Raw genomic sequence first — 18,616 nt, forward strand, 5'->3', positions numbered from 1 at the left:
AATACGGCAATGACCTTACCTATTAGCTCGGTCGGTGCTTCAAGTGCGATGGGGGCGGCCAATGGCGCTGCTACCAATCCATCCAACACCTCAAATAACTCGATTGCCTCACTCTCATCTAATGAGTTTCTACAGCTCCTGGTCACTGAGTTGACGAACCAGAATCCACTCTCGCCGATGAACCCGAGTGCGATGGTGCAACAGACCTCAAGTCTGTCGATGGTGCAACTTCTTGACAGCGTCAGCAATGAACTGCAATCGCTCCAATCTCAGGAAGGAGTGGTGAACGCCTCCAGCCTGATCGGCCAGACGGTGAGCTACACGACGGCGGGAGGCACCCAAGGGAGCGGCGTGGTCTCGGGAGTAGCGATGGCGAACGGATCACTCAATCTCAATATCGATGGGGTGGCGATACCGAGTGCCGAAGTGACCGCCGTCGGCAAGACGATCGGAGGCGCGAGCAACTGATCAACGTGCACGCTGTGCAAGACGGCCACCTGTTCTTCATCACCATAAGTTCTTTATCAGCACGAGCAATCGATGAGTTTTAGTTCTATATTCCAAGGAGGAAATCATGACCAAGTCCCTATCCGCAGCCATCACCGGTATCAACGCCGATCAGCAGTGGCTTGACAACATCGCCAACAACATCGCCAACTCGAACACCGTTGGCTACCAATCGACCTCGATCCAATTCGCTGACCTACTCTATCAGCAGTCGCAAGGAGCGGGCGCGCCCACCGTGGGCAATCAGGGCGGTACCAACCCGATTGTGATGGGATCGGGTGTGCGGGTCGCCAGCGACAACACCAACTTCGCCCAAGGAACGATGCAACAGACGGGGGTCTCAACGGACCTCGCGATCTCCGGTAACGGTTTCCTTGTAGTCTCTCAGGGAGGCCAAGACTACTACACCACCGACGGCGCGCTACAGCTCGATGCTGCTGGTCAACTTGTGACCTCCACTGGTGCGATCGTGCAGGGCTGGGCACCAGGGGCCAACGGGCAGATCAATCCGAACAGTCCACTCACCGGCATCACGATTCCCCAAGGTCAAGTAGCGAACCCAGTGGAGACTCAGAACATCACCTTGGGAGGCAACTTGGCGGCTGGCGCAACGAATCCGGTGACGGTTACGACCACCGCGTATGACTCTCTAGGTGACCCGATTCCAATTACCTTTACGTTTACCCCGCCATCAGGAGGTTCGTCATCGACGAGCGACACATGGACAGTGTCGGCAACGGCCGCAGCGGCACCGGGGTCGAGTTCATCAACACCTGTGACGCTTTCCCTATCACCGAGCTCGATTAGCTTCTCCAGTACCACGGGCCAACTTACCAGCCCGACCACGCCGATCACGTTGACATTTCCGACAGGTTCGGGTTATAACCTCAAGACCTCGACGATGAACCTCGACTTCCCAGCTGCTGGCTCCACCAACGCGGTTACTCAATTCGCCGGGAACTCCTCATCCTTGGCGGTCACCAACCAAGACGGGGCTCCCTCTGGCGCACTGACGGGCTTTAGCATCGGATCAGACGGAACGGTGCAGGGCACCTATGCGAACGGCACCAAGCAGGTGCTTGGCCAGATCGCGAGTGCGTTGTTCACGAACCCCGAGGGTCTTGCCAAGCAGGGGAACCTCCTCTACCAGGCAACCCTGAACTCGGGCGCTGCGCAACTTGGAGCGGCGGGAGCGGGTGGTCGTGGGACCTTTGTGGGCGGCTCGGTGGAGGAGTCGAATGTGAACCTCGGTAATGAGCTGACCGACCTGGTGCTTGCACAGACCGCCTATCAGGCGAATACAAAGGTGGTCTCCACGACCGCCTCGGTTCTCCAATCTCTGGTGCAGATGGCATAAAATTAGCACCCATTTGCTCTTGAGGTGGCCGAGGTTTGTGCCGATGCTCCTTACAGCACATGGGAGGTGCACGATGATCGAGGTAACTCGGCTGTCAGGATCGACAGTTATTCTGAACGCAGATCTGATTGAAAAGATCGAGGCGACACCGGACACGGTGATCACGCTTACGACGGGAGCGTGTTTTGTCGTCAAGGAGTCGGTGTCAGCGATCGTCGGGATCGTGATCGAGTACAAGGCGAGGATTCTTAATCCAGCGCTTGGGAGTCAGGATCATCGGTCATTGATGGTGTTACATGGAAGTGAGTTGGAGTAGACATGGATGTTGCAACCCCGGTAGGGATCGTATTTGCGCTCATCGCCGTCATCGTTGCGATGGTACTCGATGGCGGCAATCCAGCGTCGCTGATCGCGCCTTCGGCGATGCTCTTGGTGATCGGCGGCACGGTTTTTGTCTCCCTTGCTGGCATCCGCTTCAAGGAAGTTGGCAGGATCGTCGGCGCACTGAAGTCGGCGATCCTTGCCAAGTCCTTGACAGCGGAAGAGACCGTCGAGACGCTGGTCAAGTTCGCGGAGATGGCTCGGCGTGAGGGAGTACTCGCTCTCGAGACAGCGGCGAAGGATCTTACCGATCCGTTCTTGAAGAGCGGGATCCAGCTCATCATCGACGGGGTCGACGGTGAGAAGATTCGCGAGATCCTCGAGGCTGATATCGAGGCGATGCGCTCTCGCCATAAGGCCGGCGCCAAGTTCTTTAAGGACATGGCGGGTTTTGCTCCGACACTTGGCATCCTCGGCACTGTGATGGGCCTGATCCATGTGCTCGCGAACCTCTCGTCACCAAATACCTTGGGTCCTGCGATCTCAGCCGCCTTCACCGCCACACTCTGGGGTGTTATGACGGCGAATGTGATCTGGTTGCCGATCTCGAACAAACTCGCCCATCTGGCCGAGCAGGAGCACATGGCAAAGCTCCTCATCGTCGATGGCGCCTTGGCCATCCAGAGCGGATCCTCGCCGCGTCTCTTAGAACAGCAGCTGTTGACCTATCTAGCTCCGGCTGATCGGGCGAACGGGGAGAATCCAAAGCAAGGCAAGAGTCAGGGTAAGGGTCAGGCGGCTTAGGCATGGGAAAACGTGCCGAGGGCGAGGCGGAGGCGGAGAACTCCGAACGTTGGTTGCTCACCTATGCCGATATGATCACGCTTTTGCTGGCGCTCTTTGTCGTGCTGTTCGCGATGAGTAGCATCTCACAGAAGAAGTTCGATGAGTTCAAGACTGGGTTATTGCAGACCTTCTCACAGATGCAGCTGCAGTCTGCCCTGAAGGGTGGAACCGGTCTCTTAGAACACCGCTCACTCATCACCCATCCCGGGGTTACGCCAGGACCACCACAGATCGCAATACCCCAGACGGGTGCTGGAACCCCCGCGAGTGTCTCCCAGCAAAGCAGCCAACTCGCAGCCCAGATCAACGCGGCGCTCGCACAGGCAAACCTCGCCAACGATGTGGAGGTGGCGGTTGAAAAACGCGGAGTGGTTGTTCGGCTGCTCTCGGATAAGGTCTTTTTCAACACGGACTCCGCTGCGCTTGGTCCGGTCGGTAGCGAGGTCGTCAATATCATCGGAAAGGTGGTGCAGCCGCTGCCAAATGATATCGATGTGGAGGGCTATACCGACTCAGCACCCATCTATGGCGGACCGTTTTCATCGAACTTCGAACTCTCAGCCGTGCGAGCGGTGACGGTCTTGGAGCAGCTCATGCGTACCGATGGGGTCAGTGCGAACCGGCTCTCCGCGACTGGTTTTGGTGCGACCCACCCAATCGTACCCAATTCAAATCCGACGAACATGGCGTTGAATCGAAGAGTCGATGTCGTGATTCTTAACTCACAAGCAAACAACCGACTGTAAGGAGGCACAGCGATGGCGACCAAGATGGCACCAGCAGAGGCGACCCCAGAGGAGCAGCCGAAGAAGAAGGGTAAGAAGAAGTTGATGCTCATCATCTTGGTGGTGGTGATCGCGGCGGTAGCAGCCTACTTCTTGGTGCTGAAGAAGCCCCCAAAGACTGCGAAGGGAACGAAGGCGGCCGTAACGCTGCCGAGCATCTCCTACACGATGCCGGTCATTACGACCAATCTCGACGATGGCCACATCGTTCAGGCCCAAATGCTCCTTGAACTCGCGCCGGGAGATACCAAGGCTGAGGTTGTCAAGGACCTTCCACAACTGAACAACGCTGCGATCTTGAGCTTTGGTGGCATGGGCTATAGCGAACTCCTTCCGACCTCAGGCAGAACGCAGGCGGCGGTGACGCTGACCAATGCCTTCAACACAGTGTTGCATACTGGACCAAAGCCCTGGGACACGGTGCAGTCCATCCTCTTTGCGAGTTTCATCGTGCAGTAGGAAGGAAATTCTTCAGTTCAGGGTTCTACGGTCGATGAAGAACCCATGAGCGGGGAGACCACAGAGGATCAGAAGCGACGATCGATACGACCGGTCGACTTTCGTCTACCAAGAAGTTTTGAACGTTCTCATCTGCGCGGTGTGGAGTTGCTGCTCGAGAGCGCATCGCGGCCGAGTGCAACCCTACTCGGGGCTGCCTTACGTCGCAATGTCAAGATCGAGCTCGACACTATCGACCAGCTGTCATGGGAGAGTGTCCTTTCGGAGCTGACTGGTTCAGGGTTGGTGATCAACTTCGCACTTCATCCGCTCGCCTCGCGAGCGACGATCTTTCTGCCGGCGGCGGTTACTCTTCGGCTGATCGACCTTCGCCTTGGAGGTGAAGGAGACTCACCGCCGATCGAGTCGCGTGAGTTAACTGATCTCGAACAGAATCTTGCCTCCAAACTCTTTGAAGACATGGTGACCCAGGTCGCAGCCGCGATCTCGACCCAGACCGCGGTCGTTCCCGATCGTATCCACACGGAACCGTCGTTGGAGTTTATTCAGGGCATCCCTCTCGGTGAGATGTGCGTATGGGCGAAGTTCCGTTTCTCACTTGGCGATGACGAGCTGAGTCAACTCTCGATGATCTTGCCCTATTCGATGTTGCGTCCGGTGGTGGAGACGATCTCCTCCCGGGCGGTCGTCATGCAGGAGAATGGAACCGATTTCCAGGCAGCTTTTGAACGCCGCTTGCAGGAGGTACCGGTCATTGCCCGGGTTCGTCTGACCCCCACAACGATCTCGTCGCAGGCCTTCCTTCGGCTTAAGCCAGGAGACGTGGTCGGCCTTGGACATCGAAAGAGTCGTCCGATGTCGGTGGTGGTGGACCGAGTGGAACTGTACAAAGCGGTACTGGGGCAGGCTGGTTCCCGTGTCGCAGCAATCATCGTGGGTGAGGAGGAGTAAGGATGGAAAATGAGGAGATAGCCGAGGTGGAACGACCAGTGACGGTCGATAACCTTGCGGTGCTTCGCAATGTCGAGATGGAGTTGACCGTAGAGCTCGGCCGGGCGAAGATGTCTGTCAAGGCACTCCTGAATCTCACCAGCGGTGACGTCATCGAACTCGATCGCGCGGCAAATGCACCAGTCGATGTTTTGGTGAACGGAACCCTGGTGGCCCATGGTGAGGTCGTCGTCGTCGATGACGAGTTCGGTGTGCGCATCGTCGAGGTGGTCAACTCTGAAGAGGTCGATAACCTGAGGGCTGGGCGCTGATGGGGTCGATTGTTACCGCGTTGCTGGCCCTTGGGGCTGTCATTGCCCTCATCGTTGGTATGGGTAAGGTTGCCAAACGCCGACGGATTGGGATGGTGGGTGCTGAACGAGGGCACGGACCACTCAAGGTGACCCAACGGGTCGCTCTCGGTCAGAAGGCGAACATCTTTGTACTCGATGCAGGGGAGAAGCGCCTGCTCATTGGGGTCTCTGGCACACAGCTTCAACTTCTCGGAGAGCTTGGCGTGGAGCTCACCCCTGAGGAGCCGGTCGAAGTCTTGGATCTTTCAATGATTGAAGATCCGGAGCGCGAACTGCTGGCGACCTGGGGCAGGACGAATGGCGATATCTGGCATGGACGGCAGAAGGAGAGCGTAGTGGCTGGCATTCGCCGGCTACTCGGCGGACAACAGAGTTAGTCAATGGGCTCTGCTACTCTCGGGACGGCACTACTTGGGGCCGTCGGGCCGGCGACGAAGTTGCCGAGCCTGAACATCAGCTTGCACGGTGCCTCAGGGCCGAGTGAATCGCTGATCATTATCTTGGTGCTCACCCTGTTGTCGGTTGCACCATCTCTCCTTATCCTGTTGACGGGATTCGTCCAGATCGTGGTGGTGCTCTCGATCACGCGAAATGCACTTGGGCTTACCGCGACACCCCCAAACCAGGTGCTGGCGGGACTTGCTCTCTTTCTTGCGATCTTCATCATGGCACCGACCATCAAAATCGTCGATCATGTGGCGGTCCAACCCTATCTGCACGGACAGATCAATGCGGTGCAGGCCTATGATCGGGCGCAGACCCCGATCAAGGAGTGGATGCTCTCCAATACCAGGACCCAAGAGCTTGAGCTCTTCGCAAAGGTGAATCATCAAGGCACGGTCGCACCCACGAAAGTTTCGATGGATGCGGTGATACCCGCCTTCTTACTCTCGGAGTTGCATTCGGCCTTCATCATCGGCTTTGTGATCTTTCTGCCTTTTCTCGTGATCGATCTCGTGGTGTCGTCGATCCTGATGAGTTTGGGCATGATGATGTTGCCACCAACGCTGGTATCACTTCCCTTCAAGCTGTTACTTTTTGTCATGGTCGATGGCTGGACACTTGTGGTGCATGCGTTGTTAGTGAGTATGAAATGAGTAGGCAATGAATGATGGACCTGTTCTCCAGATCGCCGGCCAAACCCTCTATCTCGCCGCCAAGCTCGCCGGACCGGTCTTGGCTGGAGCCCTAGCGATTGGCCTCGTTGTGGCCTTTATCCAGACGCTTACCCAAATTCAAGAGGCGACCTTGAGCTTTCTTCCAAAGCTTGTCGTGATTGCACTCATCATCTTCCTTGCTGGTCATTGGATGCTCTCTCAACTCGATGGGTTTACGATTCAGATGTACCGAGAGATTCCTTCCTTGGTGAGTTCTCTTTGAGATGGCCAAGCACCAAGGAAACGGGTTCGTATGCAGGTAGCCTTCGACGCGCATTGGCTGATCGGGTATCTCCTGGCGTTCAGCCGTTCGATGGGTTTTATTCTGGTGGCCTTTCCGTTCGCGATGCCGGTGGTTCCGATCTCGGCGCGGGTGGCGATCGCTGTCGCCTTTGGCCTTGGAACCGAGTCGCCGCTTGTTCGGGGCATGGCACTGCCGACGACGACGGGTGGCTTGATCGGAACCACCGCTGAACAACTACTCATTGGAGCGGCGCTCGGCTTCTTCGCTATGTTGTTTGTCTCTCTTGGGGAGTCGGCGGGCGGGTTGGTAGGTCTTTTCGGTGGCTTCTCGACTCCACCAGCGCTCGACCCGCTATCGCTGAATGAGACGCCGGTGACTGGCGAGTTCTACAACCTGATGTGGATCGTCCTGTTCTTCGTCTCAGGGGCCGATGTGGTGGTGATCCATGGATACTTCGCCAGTTTTGGGACACCGAATCTCTTCCATCTCTCCTTCACGCTCGGCATCTTAGTCAAGTCGGTGACGATTCTCTTTGTCTCCTCGCTCGAAGTAGCCTCGCCGATCCTTGCGGTGATGTTTTTCTCTCAGATCGTCGTCGGTGTCCTCACCAAGGTCGCTCCCCAGCTCTATGCATTGACCTTCATCTTCCCACTCCAGATTCTTCTGTCGTTCATCCTGATGGTGGTCGCGGTGCCCCTCTTACCACATCTCTTTGATGCCTCGATCCGCGACCTCTTAGCGGCAGAGCGGGACCTCTTGGGAGGTTAAGTGCCAAAGAATGAGGGTACCGAACAGCCAACGGCACAGAAGCTACAAAAAGCCAAGAAGGAGGGGACGGTCGCGCGTTCAGCCGAGCTAGCAACGTGGTTGGTGATCCTCGCCTTTTCGTTGGCCGCACCGTTGATGTTTCATCTCGTGGAGGCAAAGATCGTCGCCTTTGGTCACCTTGCGCTCGATGGAGGTGCGTCAATTACCGCTGGAATGGCCCTGCGTCGGCTCGAGGCGGGACTCGAGACCGTGGGAGAGCTTGCGATTATTGTCGCGACGCCAGTCGCAGTTTTTGTGGCACTTATCAACATCGCGCAGGTGGGAATACGCTTTGTGCCCAAGAAGATCACACCAACCTTTACCCATTTTTCGCCGAAGCAGAACCTTTCACGCATCTTCTCCACCACCCCGGCGATTGAGGCGGCGAAGTCGCTCGTGAAGTTGTTGATCGTGGTGGTGGTCTCGACGCTCCTGTTGTTGGGGGGTGTCGATGCCTTGACATCAGCGTCAGTTGCGCCACTCGCGGTCGCCGCACAGGTCGCCGCCATGAGTCTGGAACTGGTACGACTCACCGGGGTTTTGGGACTCGCCATTGCACTGATTGACTACGGTCGTTCTCGGCAGCAAGTGCGCAAGCAGCTGCTGATGACCCGCCAGGAGGTGAAAGACGAGATCAAGCAGTATGAAGGGGATATGCAGACCAAAGGGAGGCGTCGGCGAGTCGCTCGGGAGCTCTCCAGACGGCGCATGATCGCTAACGTCGCCCTCGCTGACGTGGTAGTAGCGAATCCTACCCACGTCGCGGTTGCGCTCAAGTATGAGCCAGCGACCCATCGTGCACCTATCGTGTTGGCTAAGGGCTCGGAGTATATCGCTGCCACCATTCGAGAGCGGGCCCGGGTGGCAGGGGTACCAATCGTCATCGACCCCCCTTTGGCACGCGCGCTCAATATCGCGGTTCCTGTTGGAGAGTCGATCCCCGGCTCTCTGTTCTTGGTCGTGGCTCGTCTCCTGGCCTTTGTCTACCAGCTCTCGACGACCGCGCGGTACTACGAGTCCACCCATCAGTCCAATTTAGATGAGATCCCAGAGGAGATCCTTGAGCGAGTTCTCACCGAACTCGCCACCTAGGCAGATCCAATTCATCGTTGGTTGATGGTTTTAATTAAAGGTCGTGGACTTGACTGACGAAGTGTTGAGTACACGGATGAGCCCTGTTCTCAAGGATGACCAAGGTTTAATGAGGGAGGACCATGGAGAGTGCCCGTATGCGCCGATTGGCGCTCGCGGTACCGATTGGCATCGCCGTGATTGTGGTGATGTTAGTCGTTCCAATTCCTTCACAGTTGCTTGATATTCTTATCACTGCCAACATCACCTTTGCCTTAGTTGTCCTCGGGGTCTCCTTGCGAGTGACCGATCCCTTGGAGTTTGCAGCCTTCCCCTCAGTGCTCTTGATCGCCACCATGTTTCGATTGGCACTCAACGTCTCGGCGACCCGATTGGTGCTGTTGCATGCCTATGCCGGATCCGTGATCGAGAGCTTTGGCCACTTTGTGGTCGGCGGATCGGTCATCGTCGGTCTCGTCGTCTTCGCCATTTTGTTCATCATCCAGTTTGTCGTCATCACCTCTGGTGCTGGACGTGTTGCTGAAGTGGGTGCTCGCTTTACGTTGGATGCGATGCCGGGTAAGCAGATGGCTATCGATGCCGACCTCAATGCGGGTCATATCGATGAGGCTGAGGCTCGGCGACGACGCGCGCGCATCTCGAAGGAGGCTGACTTCTACGGTGCGATGGACGGCGCTTCAAAGTTCATCAAGGGTGATGCCATTGCCGCAGCGGTGATCACCGTGATCAACCTCATCGGTGGCTTCATCGTCGGGGTAGTCCAGCATCATCTCTCGATCAGCCAGTCGATCGACACCTACTCTTTGCTCTCCGTCGGTGACGGTCTCGTCAGCCAGATCCCCGCGCTGCTCCTGTCGATTGCAACCGGTCTGGTCGTGACCCGAACCTCGAATGACTCAGACTTTGGCCTCGACCTCTTACAACAGCTCTTGAAGCAGTCCGTAGCCCTCCAGATCGCCGGTGGTATTATCGGCACTCTTGGTTTGCTGCCGGGCTTGCCCAAGCTCCCGTTCCTACTCGTTGGTGGTACCGTCTTTGTGATTGGGTGGCGAGTCTCGAAGACTCCTGAGCGAGACGAAGAGGCGACAGCCGAGGCGCTGACCCAGGTCGCTGCTCCCGAGACTGCCCAGGACGTGGTTGGTGTGGAGATTCTCGAACTCGAGTTGGGCTTTGAACTCCTCGATGTGGTGGATCCAGCAAAGGGTGGCGATCTCCTCGAGCGGGTCAAGGGGTTGCGCCGCAAGCTGGCCGGAGAACTGGGCTTCGTGCTCCCACCGGTGCGAACGCACGATAATTTGGATATCGGTCCCACCGAGTACGTGATCAAAATCGCAGAGATGGAGATCAGCCGCGGAAAAGTCCCTCGTGATCGCGTACTCGCGATCGGTGATAATCTCGATGCATTACCCGGTGAGGCGACCGTCGATCCTGTCTTTGGCCTACGAGCTCGTTGGATCCCACCAGACTACAAGACCCAGGCACAAGTACTCGGAGCTACCGTGGTGGATCGCTCTTCGGTGATCGTCACCCATCTCTCAGAGGTTGTCCAGCATCATGCAGGTGCGTTACTCACTCGGCAGCAAACCAAAGAGATGCTCGATGCCCTCAAGCGAGTTGCTCCCGTGGTGGTTGACGAACTCAACACCGCTCAGGTGGCAATGGGTGACATTCAGCGAGTCTTGCGAGAACTGCTTGACGAACGCGTTCCGGTGAGAAACCTGCCGGCGATTGTTGAGGCGATTGTCGATAAGTACCGCACCTCCAAGGAGCCAGATGCGCTTCTCGATGCGGCGAGAGAAGCGCTCGGCGGGGCCATCTCATCGACTTTTGCCCAGGATGGGATGTTAGCAGTTGTGTACCTCTCGTCACAGCTCGAGATGCGCTTCGCCGAGAGCCTGGTGACCGTAGATGGTCGCCGGGTGTTAGGTATCGGCATGGAAGAGATCGTTCGCCTTCGAGAAGAGATCCGGGCGGCCAAGCTACGGGCTGAGATGGAGGGCCATGAGCCAGTACTCGTTTGCATGCCCGCTATTCGTAAAGCACTCTTCCAGACCCTTCGCTCGGGTGATGCAGCGATTCCAGTGTTGGCCGTGAGGGAGCTTGCTCCTTCGCTTAAGTTGATTCAGATAGGAGTGATTGGTGATGTCGAACCAGCTACGGTTTAACGGGAAAACGATTGAGGAGGCGGTCGCAAAGGCGAGAACAGCACTTGGCGAGGGCGTTCGGCTGGTGGCCGCGGAGCGGGTAAGCAAGCCCGGCTTTGTCGGAAAGAGAATCAGCTTCACCGTCGTGGTCGAACCCCCATCGGCACCGATCTCAGCGCCTGGATTTGCAGCTGCTCTTCGTAATGTGCTCGTCAGTGCAGGCCCTCGACCGCTAGCACCTGCCGAAGCGGATGAATCCGATTATCGGAGCGTTCAAGATGAGCTTGCGAGAACCTATGGACGATCAACTACGACAACTGGTTCCTCCCCGACACCTCCAATTTCCGCTCCGATGTCAACCCCCAAGGTGTTCCGTCGAGATGGAAAGGTGACGAAGTTGACCAACATCGCTGCTCCGAGCTGGGCAACACTAGCGGATCCGGTCATGGTTCCTCCGAACGAGGCCCAGCCAGAGCATCCGGTTATCTTGACCACGTCTGACGAGTCCGATAGAAGGCTGATGCCTGCTCAGCTCATGGTTGATGCTACTGATGCCCAATATGTCGAACAAGTGGACGCCGAACATATGGACGCTGGCACCACATTGACAGAGACAGAGCTCGTCCAGGCCGCCCGTCGTGCGATGGAGGCAGGATCGGCGCCCGGCGCGTTCCTCGTTGATCGAATCGATGCGCTTGTCGTTGATCTCGCTCGTGACGAACCAGTTGTTGATCTTCGGGGGCATCCCTTCATCGCCGAAACGGCCCAGTTCGGGGGCAAGACCCAGCTGGTAGCCATTGTGGTGCCGTCGGCGACTGACCCAATCGGACGCTTTACCGAGATCTGTGAGGAGCTGGGAATCGTGCCGGTCCATCGTTTTGTGCTTGCGCGTCGTCGCCGAGAAGTCCCACCACAGATGCTGAGTTCAGCCAACGCGGTAGCCCGGTCGGTAATGGATTGCACTGAGTCGAGTGGCCGCACGGGAGTTTTGGTGGATCCTGGTCAACTGCGCCTGTTGCGCGGCTCCTTTCTGGATTCCATGATGGCCGTCGTTGTCGCTGTCGAGGGTAATGCGACGGTCGCCCGACTGGAGCGTGAGATGAGTCCCTGTGGTGAGATCGATGCGCTCTGGTATCGCGGCGATGACATGATCGCTGCCAAGTTAGGAATTGCGCGGTTGCGGCCATCGACCACAGGAGCTGATCGGTGAAGGTGCCATGGCGGGTGCGCTTGACACTCGTCGGTGCCTTCATCGCCACCTACTCCAGCCTGCGCAACGTTTTGGAGGGCTATAACGGTTGGTCAATCTATCTCGAACATCTATTGATCGCACTCTTGGTTGTCTATGTCGGTCTCTCGATTCTTGCGACCATCACCGCCTGGTACAACTTACAGAACTTGGCTGAGCGGCGTAGGCGATCAGATGAGCTACCGTAACGGGGCAGATCAACGATCGGGCTGTTCTTGCTCATCGCGAAAGATGGTGGCGGGCAGTTCCCCGATGAATGGGTTCTGAGACAGCGCAGTAATGCCCTTCCATCGTTCCCAAAGATGAGCGATCACTCCCTTGTTGGGTAAAGATTCACTGTTCTCGCGCATGCTGGGCATTCTTATAGGTTACAATCTCTTCCAATCATGGATGACCAGTGGTAGCGATTGTCTACCGCCCTAGCCTTCAGGAGGCATGATCTAAGACGGCCCAACATGACTGAGATAAGACGTAAGGGTGGGGAAGTTGACTGAAGTAGAGGTCCAACAACATGGTGCGACGATGATCGTCACGATCAATCGTCCTGAGCAATTGAACTGTGTCAACGATAGGGTCGCGGAGGGGATCACTGAGGCACTCCAGGATGCGGAGACCGACTCCTCGATCCGGAGCGTTGTCCTAACGGGAGCGGGAGACCGTGCCTTCTGCACGGGAATGGATCTCAAGTTTGCCCAAGCTAACGGTAGCCGTGGCGTCATCATCCCCGGTCGCGGGTTTGCCGGTATTGGCGGTTACGATTTCCCCAAACCTTTGATCGCTGCGGTCAATGGTTACGCGGTTGCGGGAGGTTTTGAGATCGTCCTCAACTGTGATCTGGTCGTCGCGAGTGAAGGGGCTCGTTTCGGCCTCCCTGAGGCAAAACGCGGTCTCCTGGCGACGGGCGGTGGCCTTATCCGATTGAGCGAACTTGTTGGGCGGAGCGTGGCGATGGAGCTCGCCCTGACCAGCGAGCCGATTGGAGCTGATCGTGCTCTGGAGCTCGGGATGATCAACAGAGTCGTTCCGCGAGAGCAGTTGCTCACCGAGGCACTCGTCTTTGCAGAGAAGATCGCTGCTGCTGGTCCACAGGCTATTTTGCATGCCAAGCGATTGTTACGCAGCACCTATGCACGTGCAACGGAGATGATCTGGCAACTCAACTCCGAGCTCGCCGTTATCACCATGGAGTCCGCCGAGGCTGCCGAGGGGATGGCGGCCTTTGTCGAGCGGCGCGAACCCAGGTGGCAGCCCTTGGAGGACGAGGCCATCTCCTAGGCATACTGTTGCTCTGGGATCAGGTCGCCCACGAGGTTCGCCATCGTCTCTGGCTGGTCACGCATGCGGAGAATCTCTGGAACCTGGTTACGGGTTTGAGGTTTCGCTTGGAACTTTCCTGGTGCGTTTGTCTGCGATAACAGTGATGGAGGCAATCTTGGCCTAGGTCGACGTAGGTCGTTGCGGGTGAACATCACGGGCAAGCTGGTGGAAGTGCTCAACCGCCTCGGCGAGATGCCCACGATGTGCCATGAGAGCGGAGCCGGATACGAGGACCTCTGCCCCGTTGATCACGCATGCTTGGATCGTCTCCTCGGAGACGCCACCGTCAACCTCGATCTTGACCAGTGGGTTCGTAGCTTCGCGGAGAGCAACCGCCGCCAGAATCTTGGCATCCATCGCCTCGATATAGTGTTGGCCACCAAAGCCTGGGTTGACGCTCATGATCATCAACACATCGAGTTGATCCATGACGTACTCGACATCGGTGAGTGGCGTAGCTGGGTTGAGGGCAACCCCGGCACGTACCCCGAATGACTTGATGAGACTAAGGGTCCGGTGGAGATGACGGGTGGCCTCTGCGTGCACGGTGATCAACTCGCAGCCCGCCTCGACGAACTCGCTCACGTAACGCTCAGGGTCGACGATCATCAGGTGTACCTCGTAGGGGAGCGTGCTGTAGCGTCGGCAGCTGGCGATCACGGGTGCCCCGATGGTGATGTTGGGTACAAACACGCCATCCATCACGTCCCAGTGGATTCGATCCACGCCAGCCTCTTCTAAGGCCCCTAACTCCTCGCCGAGTCGTCCAAAGTCACACGGCAAAACCGACGGGGCGAGTTCAACGATCCTTTCAGCTCGCTGCGATGTAGTCATGTGGTAACTCCTTGCTGTTGCGAAATGGGCTGGGACCTGTCCTCATTGGGGCTTGCATTGCCTGCTATGAGGCTGGGGTTCGGCCGGCGACGAATGGTCATTGGCTCTGTGCGCATTGCGAGCTGTCCACAGGCTGCATCAATGGTCTGACCGCGTGTTGATCGAATAGTGCAGCGCACATCGTTCGCCCGGAGGGCCCGCTGAAAGGCGAGTACTCTCTCACGCGTGCTGCCACGAACAAGGTAGCCAGGCGTGGGGTTGAGAGGGATGAGATTGACGTGTGCTCTGAGGCGTCGTGCGATGGTGCTCAGCTCGTCGGCGGCACGTTCGGTATCGTTGAAGTCAGCGATCATCGCCCACTCCAAACTCACCAGACGGGAGGTAGCCGCTGTCCATTCTTCGCAGCTTGTCATGATCTGCTCGATCGGATAGCGTCGATTTAGCGGAATGATCTCGGAGCGATCTTGGTCATTGGCGGCGTGGAGTGAGACGGCTAACGTCAACGGCAGCCCTTCTGTGGCAAGGCGCTTGATGCCTGGAACGACACCGACGGTCGACACGGTGATGCGCCGTGGCGATATTCCGAAACGATCGACGATGACTCTGAGCGCCCCTATCACGGCTCGGTAGTTGGCGAGGGGTTCCCCCATGCCCATCATGACAATATTGGAGAGGCGGCGAGGTAGTGCGGCTTGCTTGGCTCGGTAGACCTGCTCGATGATCTCCGCAGTGGTGAGTTGTCTCCCAAACCCTCCCTGGCCAGTCGCACAGAAGCTACAGGCCATGGCGCAGCCAGCCTGGGTCGAGATGCATGCCGTGGCTCGTTGTGGGTACTCCATTAGGACAGTCTCAATGCGATAGCCACCGTCGATTGAGTACAGCCATTTACGGGTCGTCATAGCATCGCTGCTCGTCATGGTCACTTCGCTGAGGCTCAAGGGATAGTCGCTGGCGAGCTGGGCACGCAGCCGAAGCGGGAGACTGGTGATCTCTTTCACTGGTAGCGCCTTCTCGAAGAGCCCTTCGAAGAGCTGCTCGACCCGATAGCGAGCGCCGAGTGTCTCCTCGGCGGTGACGAAATCGAGGTCAAAGAGCGAAGGCATATGAGTAAGGCTAGTCAGGAGTCGAACATCGGCGGTGAACTTCGTCTCCCACCGATGGCAAACGTGGTTAACTCGCCGGCACCTTGTTGGCAAAGCTCTGGTCGATATAGCGAGAGGCGCTCAACGGTTGGTGATAGTCGACGAGTCCATTGGACAGATAGACCTGCTGCATCGCTTGAAGGGTAGAGACGGGAGGTGCGAGATTTGGTGCATAGATGCTCGGAGGTTCCGTGGCTAAGATACTCGTGGACTCTCCGGTGGCCTTAGCAATGATGGCGAGGTTGGCGGCGCTGGTCTGAGCGGACCCTTGGAGGTCCTGGGATCCCTTGGCGAGTGCATCGAAGAAGCGTTGGGCCGCAGGAGTCTTGGCGAAGGATCCGCCATAGATCACACCGACGACCGCAGCCTTGACTGGTGCAGGGGAGACGAGGGTCCCATCCTTGGCGGCCAGAATCGCAGAGAGGAAGGGAGCTGCCGGATAGGCCGCTGCAACGGAGTGGTTGGCGAGTGCCGTCTCCATATCGGGTAACCCGAGGTTGACGACGTTCACGTCAGCGAGGGTCAAATGATACGGCTTGAGTGCTTCGGCGAGGAGATAGCCCCCGGCTGCTCCGGCGCCACCATCGATACCGATTTTGGCACCACGTAGCTCGGCAGCGGTGAGGGATTTGCCAGCTGGTACAACGCCGTTCGCAACGACGAGCCCATTTGCGGCAGTGCCTGGTGCCTCGGCCGCCATCGATCCGACCACCTTAAAATTTAATCCCTGGTTGATAGCATCGAACATGCCCGCAGAGAAGCCTCCAAGGACGACCTGGACGCGGTTGGTGGCTGCCAAGGTGGTGGCACTCTGCCCTGAAGAGACGACGGTCAAGTGGACGTCGAGATGTTCCTTGGTGAAGTAGCCCTTGGCCATAGCGATGTAGAGGGGGTCAAAAAGCGGGATCGGCACATAGGCGACCGTGACATTGGTCGTGGACGCGGTGCTCGTCGTTGCACTTGAATTCGCGCTCGTGCTGCCACAAGCAGCGAGGATGCCCGATGCTCCTAGGGCAAGTGCAACGGCAGCCAACCTATTCATTTGACGCATCGTATCTGTTCCTTACTGCATGTTTTCTAGGGACACATAGGGTTGGGAGTACCTTGTGAACTGTCCTGGTGTGGATGTTTCAGGCGAGTATAATCAACCAACACGGCACTCCCGGCTGAGATCAAGGTAACTGGTCAGTCACGAGCGTTCCGACGTGACCAGGGCATGATCCTTCGCGCGACGAGTTCGACGATACCGGTCAGTATCACTCCAACCAGCGCGATGGTGATCAGGCCAACATACATCTGGTTGGGTTCGAAGAGTTGCCATGAGTTCCAGACCAGATAGCCCAATCCACTGTTGGCGGCGACGAACTCAGTCGCTGTGACGACGACAAGTGCAAGTGCTGCCGCCACCCGGAGGCCGGTGAAGATGGCGGGCAAGGTTCCAGGGATGAGGACGTGCCAAAACAGACGTCGGCCTTTGGCTCCATATGCCCTTCCGGCTTCGATGAGTTGGGGATCGATCGAGCGTACCCCCGCCATTGCGTTGATCTCGAGGACAAAAAACGAGACAGCGGCCACGGTGAGGATCTTTGGTGTCTCCCCGATCCCAAAAATGACGAGGAGCAGTGGTAGTACCGCGATCTGGGGTACCGCGTAGAGGGCGGAAAACAGCGGAGAGAAGGCGGCACGGAGCGTGCGAAAGATGCCAAGAAAGATCCCGACAACGATCCCTGCCGCACCTCCAAGGACGAAGCCGACGATGAGACGGAGCGAGGTAATACCGAGATCGTGGGTCAGGATGCCGTTGTTGATCAGGGTGATGGCGGTGGAGAAGATGGTTGTCGGTGGGGTAAAGATCTTGGCGTCGATCAGACCAGTAGAACTAGCGATCTGCCACAGTACGAGTAGTGCGACCGGGGTGGCGATCCCTAGCACCAAGTCGCGCTGGCGCAGACGGCGACTGTGGGCCGAGCTCCGATTGAGTTCAGCATCGATCCGATTCTCTGTGGATGTTGTGGTCAACGAAACTCCATCGATGCCATGACCTCATCGTGGAGATCGTTGATGATGGTGTCCTTCAAGGTGACGAATCGAGGGTCAGCCATGTTGTGAAGGGTGCGAGGGCGCTCCAGCGATACGGTGAGGCTGGCCTTGATGCGGCCGGGGCGTCGACTCATGACCATCACCTGGTCGCCGAGGAGGATGGCTTCGTCAATGGAGTGAGTGACCAGAAGCACCGTCTTGCGGGTCTCCTCCCACAGGCGGATCAAATCCTCTTGGATGAGGAGCCTGGTCTGTTCATCCAGTGCCCCCATGGGCTCGTCCATGAGGAGGACATCGGGTTCGGTCACGAACGCTCGAGCGATGGAGAGGCGTTGCCGCATGCCCCCGGAGAGGGCATTGGGGAACGCCCTCTCAAAGCCAGCAAGCCCTACCCGTTCGATCCAGAGTTGTGATCGGCGGTTGCGCTCCTTGGTCTCCACGCCTGCCATTTTGAGGCCAAAGCTGACGTTGTCGAGCACAGTGAGCCAAGGGAAAAGGGCATGGTCTTGGAAGACAAAAGCAACCTGGAGTGCGCGTGCGTGTTCGACGGACCCCTGGCTCGGAGTCTCGATACCGCCAACAATCCTGAGGAGGGTGGACTTGCCACACCCCGATGGCCCAATGAGCGAGGTAAAGGAGCCTCGTGCCAATGTTAGATCAACATCGTTGAGTGCGAGCACGCCCCGGCCGTTGGTGGTAAAAACTTTGGTAATACCCTTGGCGCGAACGAGCCAATCATCCCGGTTTACCCCCGTCACGTTATCGATCCTCCCAGCAAGATTGTGTTGCAGTTTAGTGACTGGTGTTGCTGAGTTGGACCCAGCCATGGCGCACGACACATCGTCTACCTGGTTGAAGGCGCCTGTCTCGTTCTGGTGCGGGTCGTCGCGCGACTGAGCGCTTCGTGGGGCACCTTCCCAGTTCATGATCGGATTGTGACCGCTAGCGAAGTAACACGAGACCTCTTGGGCGTTTGGCCACCGCGTCAATCCCAGTTGCTGTAGATAACAG

23 protein-coding genes are annotated in these 18,616 nt (G+C 57.5%); 17 read left to right on the plus strand and 6 right to left on the minus strand.

The genetic code is table 11. The annotated features are described in order from the left end of the window. The first annotated feature begins 9 nt into the window (after nucleotides 1-9). The 16 genes from M7Q83_RS09045 (at nucleotide 10) to M7Q83_RS09120 (ending at nucleotide 12,460) form a co-directional block, all read left to right on the plus strand. Nucleotides 10-468, plus strand: a complete 459-nt coding sequence (locus tag M7Q83_RS09045; RefSeq protein ID WP_298337730.1) for a flagellar hook capping FlgD N-terminal domain-containing protein — start codon at nucleotides 10-12, stop codon at nucleotides 466-468. A 106-nt stretch (nucleotides 469-574) separates the two neighbouring features. Continuing rightward, the gene (locus tag M7Q83_RS09050) at nucleotides 575-1,864 is read left to right on the plus strand and encodes a flagellar hook-basal body complex protein (protein WP_298337732.1); all 1,290 of its coding nucleotides are present in this window, start codon (nucleotides 575-577) and stop codon (nucleotides 1,862-1,864) included. Between the two features lie 73 nt (nucleotides 1,865-1,937). Beyond that, nucleotides 1,938-2,180 (plus strand): flagellar FlbD family protein, encoded by a 243-nt coding sequence (locus tag M7Q83_RS09055; RefSeq protein WP_298337734.1) that lies wholly within the window; start codon nucleotides 1,938-1,940, stop codon nucleotides 2,178-2,180. Between the two features lie 2 nt (nucleotides 2,181-2,182). Then, entirely contained in the window at nucleotides 2,183-2,989 is an 807-nt protein-coding gene (locus M7Q83_RS09060) for a MotA/TolQ/ExbB proton channel family protein (RefSeq protein WP_298337737.1), read from the plus strand. Between the two features lie 2 nt (nucleotides 2,990-2,991). Beyond that, a complete protein-coding gene (locus M7Q83_RS09065) occupies nucleotides 2,992-3,777 on the plus strand; it encodes a flagellar motor protein MotB (protein WP_298337740.1) in 786 nt (261 codons plus the stop codon). Between the two features lie 12 nt (nucleotides 3,778-3,789). Further along, nucleotides 3,790-4,275: a flagellar basal body-associated FliL family protein gene (locus M7Q83_RS09070; RefSeq protein ID WP_298337743.1), complete on the plus strand. Its 486-nt coding sequence runs from the start codon at nucleotides 3,790-3,792 to the stop codon at nucleotides 4,273-4,275. A 45-nt stretch (nucleotides 4,276-4,320) separates the two neighbouring features. Beyond that, complete coding sequence (locus tag M7Q83_RS09075; RefSeq protein ID WP_298337745.1) at nucleotides 4,321-5,226, plus strand: FliM/FliN family flagellar motor switch protein; 906 nt, start codon at nucleotides 4,321-4,323, stop codon at nucleotides 5,224-5,226. Nucleotides 5,227-5,228: 2 nt separating this feature from the next. Further along, nucleotides 5,229-5,537 (plus strand): flagellar motor switch protein FliN, encoded by a 309-nt coding sequence (gene fliN, locus M7Q83_RS09080; RefSeq protein ID WP_298337747.1) that lies wholly within the window; start codon nucleotides 5,229-5,231, stop codon nucleotides 5,535-5,537. Further along, nucleotides 5,537-5,956, plus strand: a complete 420-nt coding sequence (locus tag M7Q83_RS09085) for a flagellar biosynthetic protein FliO (RefSeq protein WP_298337749.1) — start codon at nucleotides 5,537-5,539, stop codon at nucleotides 5,954-5,956. The genes fliN and M7Q83_RS09085 overlap by 1 nt, the downstream gene beginning before the upstream one ends. Nucleotides 5,957-5,959: 3 nt before the next feature. After that, nucleotides 5,960-6,676 (plus strand): flagellar type III secretion system pore protein FliP, encoded by a 717-nt coding sequence (gene fliP / locus M7Q83_RS09090; protein ID WP_298337751.1) that lies wholly within the window; start codon nucleotides 5,960-5,962, stop codon nucleotides 6,674-6,676. A gap of 7 nt (nucleotides 6,677-6,683) precedes the next feature. Further along, on the plus strand, nucleotides 6,684-6,959 hold the full coding sequence (locus tag M7Q83_RS09095; protein ID WP_298337753.1) for a flagellar biosynthetic protein FliQ: 276 nt from the start codon (nucleotides 6,684-6,686) through the stop codon (nucleotides 6,957-6,959). 30 nt (nucleotides 6,960-6,989) lie between these two features. Further along, a complete protein-coding gene (locus tag M7Q83_RS09100; RefSeq protein WP_298337756.1) occupies nucleotides 6,990-7,748 on the plus strand; it encodes a flagellar biosynthetic protein FliR in 759 nt (252 codons plus the stop codon). Then, nucleotides 7,749-8,879: an EscU/YscU/HrcU family type III secretion system export apparatus switch protein gene (locus M7Q83_RS09105; RefSeq protein ID WP_298337758.1), complete on the plus strand. Its 1,131-nt coding sequence runs from the start codon at nucleotides 7,749-7,751 to the stop codon at nucleotides 8,877-8,879. It begins immediately after the preceding gene. A 122-nt stretch (nucleotides 8,880-9,001) separates the two neighbouring features. Then, entirely contained in the window at nucleotides 9,002-11,044 is a 2,043-nt protein-coding gene (locus M7Q83_RS09110; RefSeq protein ID WP_298337759.1) for a flagellar biosynthesis protein FlhA, read from the plus strand. Beyond that, nucleotides 11,019-12,233: a hypothetical protein gene (locus tag M7Q83_RS09115; protein WP_298337762.1), complete on the plus strand. Its 1,215-nt coding sequence runs from the start codon at nucleotides 11,019-11,021 to the stop codon at nucleotides 12,231-12,233. The genes M7Q83_RS09110 and M7Q83_RS09115 overlap by 26 nt, the downstream gene beginning before the upstream one ends. After that, complete coding sequence (locus tag M7Q83_RS09120) at nucleotides 12,230-12,460, plus strand: hypothetical protein (protein WP_298337765.1); 231 nt, start codon at nucleotides 12,230-12,232, stop codon at nucleotides 12,458-12,460. The genes M7Q83_RS09115 and M7Q83_RS09120 overlap by 4 nt, the downstream gene beginning before the upstream one ends. Before the next feature lie 9 nt (nucleotides 12,461-12,469). On the opposite strand, the gene M7Q83_RS09125 is transcribed toward M7Q83_RS09120, so the two are convergent. After that, entirely contained in the window at nucleotides 12,470-12,622 is a 153-nt protein-coding gene (locus tag M7Q83_RS09125) for a hypothetical protein (protein ID WP_298337768.1), read from the minus strand. Between the two features lie 136 nt (nucleotides 12,623-12,758). Between M7Q83_RS09125 and M7Q83_RS09130 the strand changes: the two genes are divergently transcribed. Then, complete coding sequence (locus tag M7Q83_RS09130) at nucleotides 12,759-13,547, plus strand: enoyl-CoA hydratase-related protein (RefSeq protein WP_298337771.1); 789 nt, start codon at nucleotides 12,759-12,761, stop codon at nucleotides 13,545-13,547. A 162-nt stretch (nucleotides 13,548-13,709) separates the two neighbouring features. On the opposite strand, the gene rpe is transcribed toward M7Q83_RS09130, so the two are convergent. The 5 genes from rpe to M7Q83_RS09155 form a co-directional block, all read right to left on the minus strand. Further along, on the minus strand, nucleotides 13,710-14,423 hold the full coding sequence (gene rpe / locus M7Q83_RS09135; RefSeq protein WP_298337773.1) for a ribulose-phosphate 3-epimerase: 714 nt from the start codon (nucleotides 14,421-14,423) through the stop codon (nucleotides 13,710-13,712). Continuing rightward, entirely contained in the window at nucleotides 14,420-15,526 is a 1,107-nt protein-coding gene (rlmN, locus tag M7Q83_RS09140; RefSeq protein ID WP_298337775.1) for a 23S rRNA (adenine(2503)-C(2))-methyltransferase RlmN, read from the minus strand. Before rlmN ends, rpe begins: the two co-directional genes overlap by 4 nt. A 67-nt stretch (nucleotides 15,527-15,593) precedes the next feature. Then, a complete protein-coding gene (locus M7Q83_RS09145; RefSeq protein WP_298337779.1) occupies nucleotides 15,594-16,607 on the minus strand; it encodes an ABC transporter substrate-binding protein in 1,014 nt (337 codons plus the stop codon). A gap of 143 nt (nucleotides 16,608-16,750) precedes the next feature. Next, complete coding sequence (locus M7Q83_RS09150; RefSeq protein ID WP_298337782.1) at nucleotides 16,751-17,584, minus strand: ABC transporter permease; 834 nt, start codon at nucleotides 17,582-17,584, stop codon at nucleotides 16,751-16,753. Further along, on the minus strand, nucleotides 17,581-18,363 hold the full coding sequence (locus tag M7Q83_RS09155; protein WP_298337786.1) for an ABC transporter ATP-binding protein: 783 nt from the start codon (nucleotides 18,361-18,363) through the stop codon (nucleotides 17,581-17,583). Before M7Q83_RS09155 ends, M7Q83_RS09150 begins: the two co-directional genes overlap by 4 nt. Nucleotides 18,364-18,616: the final 253 nt, after the last annotated feature.

Source organism: Ferrimicrobium sp., from assembly GCF_027364955.1.
GTDB lineage: Bacteria > Actinomycetota > Acidimicrobiia > Acidimicrobiales > Acidimicrobiaceae > Ferrimicrobium.

What these genes read in the sequence shown, in the direction of transcription:
- M7Q83_RS09095 (WP_298337753.1), top strand. Translation starts at nt 6,684, where the DNA reads ATGAATGATGGACCTGTTCTCCAGATCGCCGGCCAAACCCTCTATCTC.
- M7Q83_RS09085 (WP_298337749.1), top strand. Translation starts at nt 5,537, where the DNA reads ATGGGGTCGATTGTTACCGCGTTGCTGGCCCTTGGGGCTGTCATTGCC.
- fliN (WP_298337747.1), top strand. Translation starts at nt 5,229, where the DNA reads ATGGAAAATGAGGAGATAGCCGAGGTGGAACGACCAGTGACGGTCGAT.
- rlmN (WP_298337775.1), bottom strand. Translation starts at nt 15,526, where the DNA reads ATGCCTTCGCTCTTTGACCTCGATTTCGTCACCGCCGAGGAGACACTC.
- M7Q83_RS09125 (WP_298337768.1), bottom strand. Translation starts at nt 12,622, where the DNA reads ATGCGCGAGAACAGTGAATCTTTACCCAACAAGGGAGTGATCGCTCAT.
- fliP (WP_298337751.1), top strand. Translation starts at nt 5,960, where the DNA reads ATGGGCTCTGCTACTCTCGGGACGGCACTACTTGGGGCCGTCGGGCCG.
- M7Q83_RS09145 (WP_298337779.1), bottom strand. Translation starts at nt 16,607, where the DNA reads ATGAATAGGTTGGCTGCCGTTGCACTTGCCCTAGGAGCATCGGGCATC.
- M7Q83_RS09065 (WP_298337740.1), top strand. Translation starts at nt 2,992, where the DNA reads ATGGGAAAACGTGCCGAGGGCGAGGCGGAGGCGGAGAACTCCGAACGT.
- M7Q83_RS09055 (WP_298337734.1), top strand. Translation starts at nt 1,938, where the DNA reads ATGATCGAGGTAACTCGGCTGTCAGGATCGACAGTTATTCTGAACGCA.
- M7Q83_RS09060 (WP_298337737.1), top strand. Translation starts at nt 2,183, where the DNA reads ATGGATGTTGCAACCCCGGTAGGGATCGTATTTGCGCTCATCGCCGTC.
- M7Q83_RS09110 (WP_298337759.1), top strand. Translation starts at nt 9,002, where the DNA reads ATGGAGAGTGCCCGTATGCGCCGATTGGCGCTCGCGGTACCGATTGGC.
- M7Q83_RS09045 (WP_298337730.1), top strand. Translation starts at nt 10, where the DNA reads ATGACCTTACCTATTAGCTCGGTCGGTGCTTCAAGTGCGATGGGGGCG.
- M7Q83_RS09100 (WP_298337756.1), top strand. Translation starts at nt 6,990, where the DNA reads ATGCAGGTAGCCTTCGACGCGCATTGGCTGATCGGGTATCTCCTGGCG.
- M7Q83_RS09050 (WP_298337732.1), top strand. Translation starts at nt 575, where the DNA reads ATGACCAAGTCCCTATCCGCAGCCATCACCGGTATCAACGCCGATCAG.
- M7Q83_RS09075 (WP_298337745.1), top strand. Translation starts at nt 4,321, where the DNA reads ATGAGCGGGGAGACCACAGAGGATCAGAAGCGACGATCGATACGACCG.
- rpe (WP_298337773.1), bottom strand. Translation starts at nt 14,423, where the DNA reads ATGACTACATCGCAGCGAGCTGAAAGGATCGTTGAACTCGCCCCGTCG.
- M7Q83_RS09070 (WP_298337743.1), top strand. Translation starts at nt 3,790, where the DNA reads ATGGCGACCAAGATGGCACCAGCAGAGGCGACCCCAGAGGAGCAGCCG.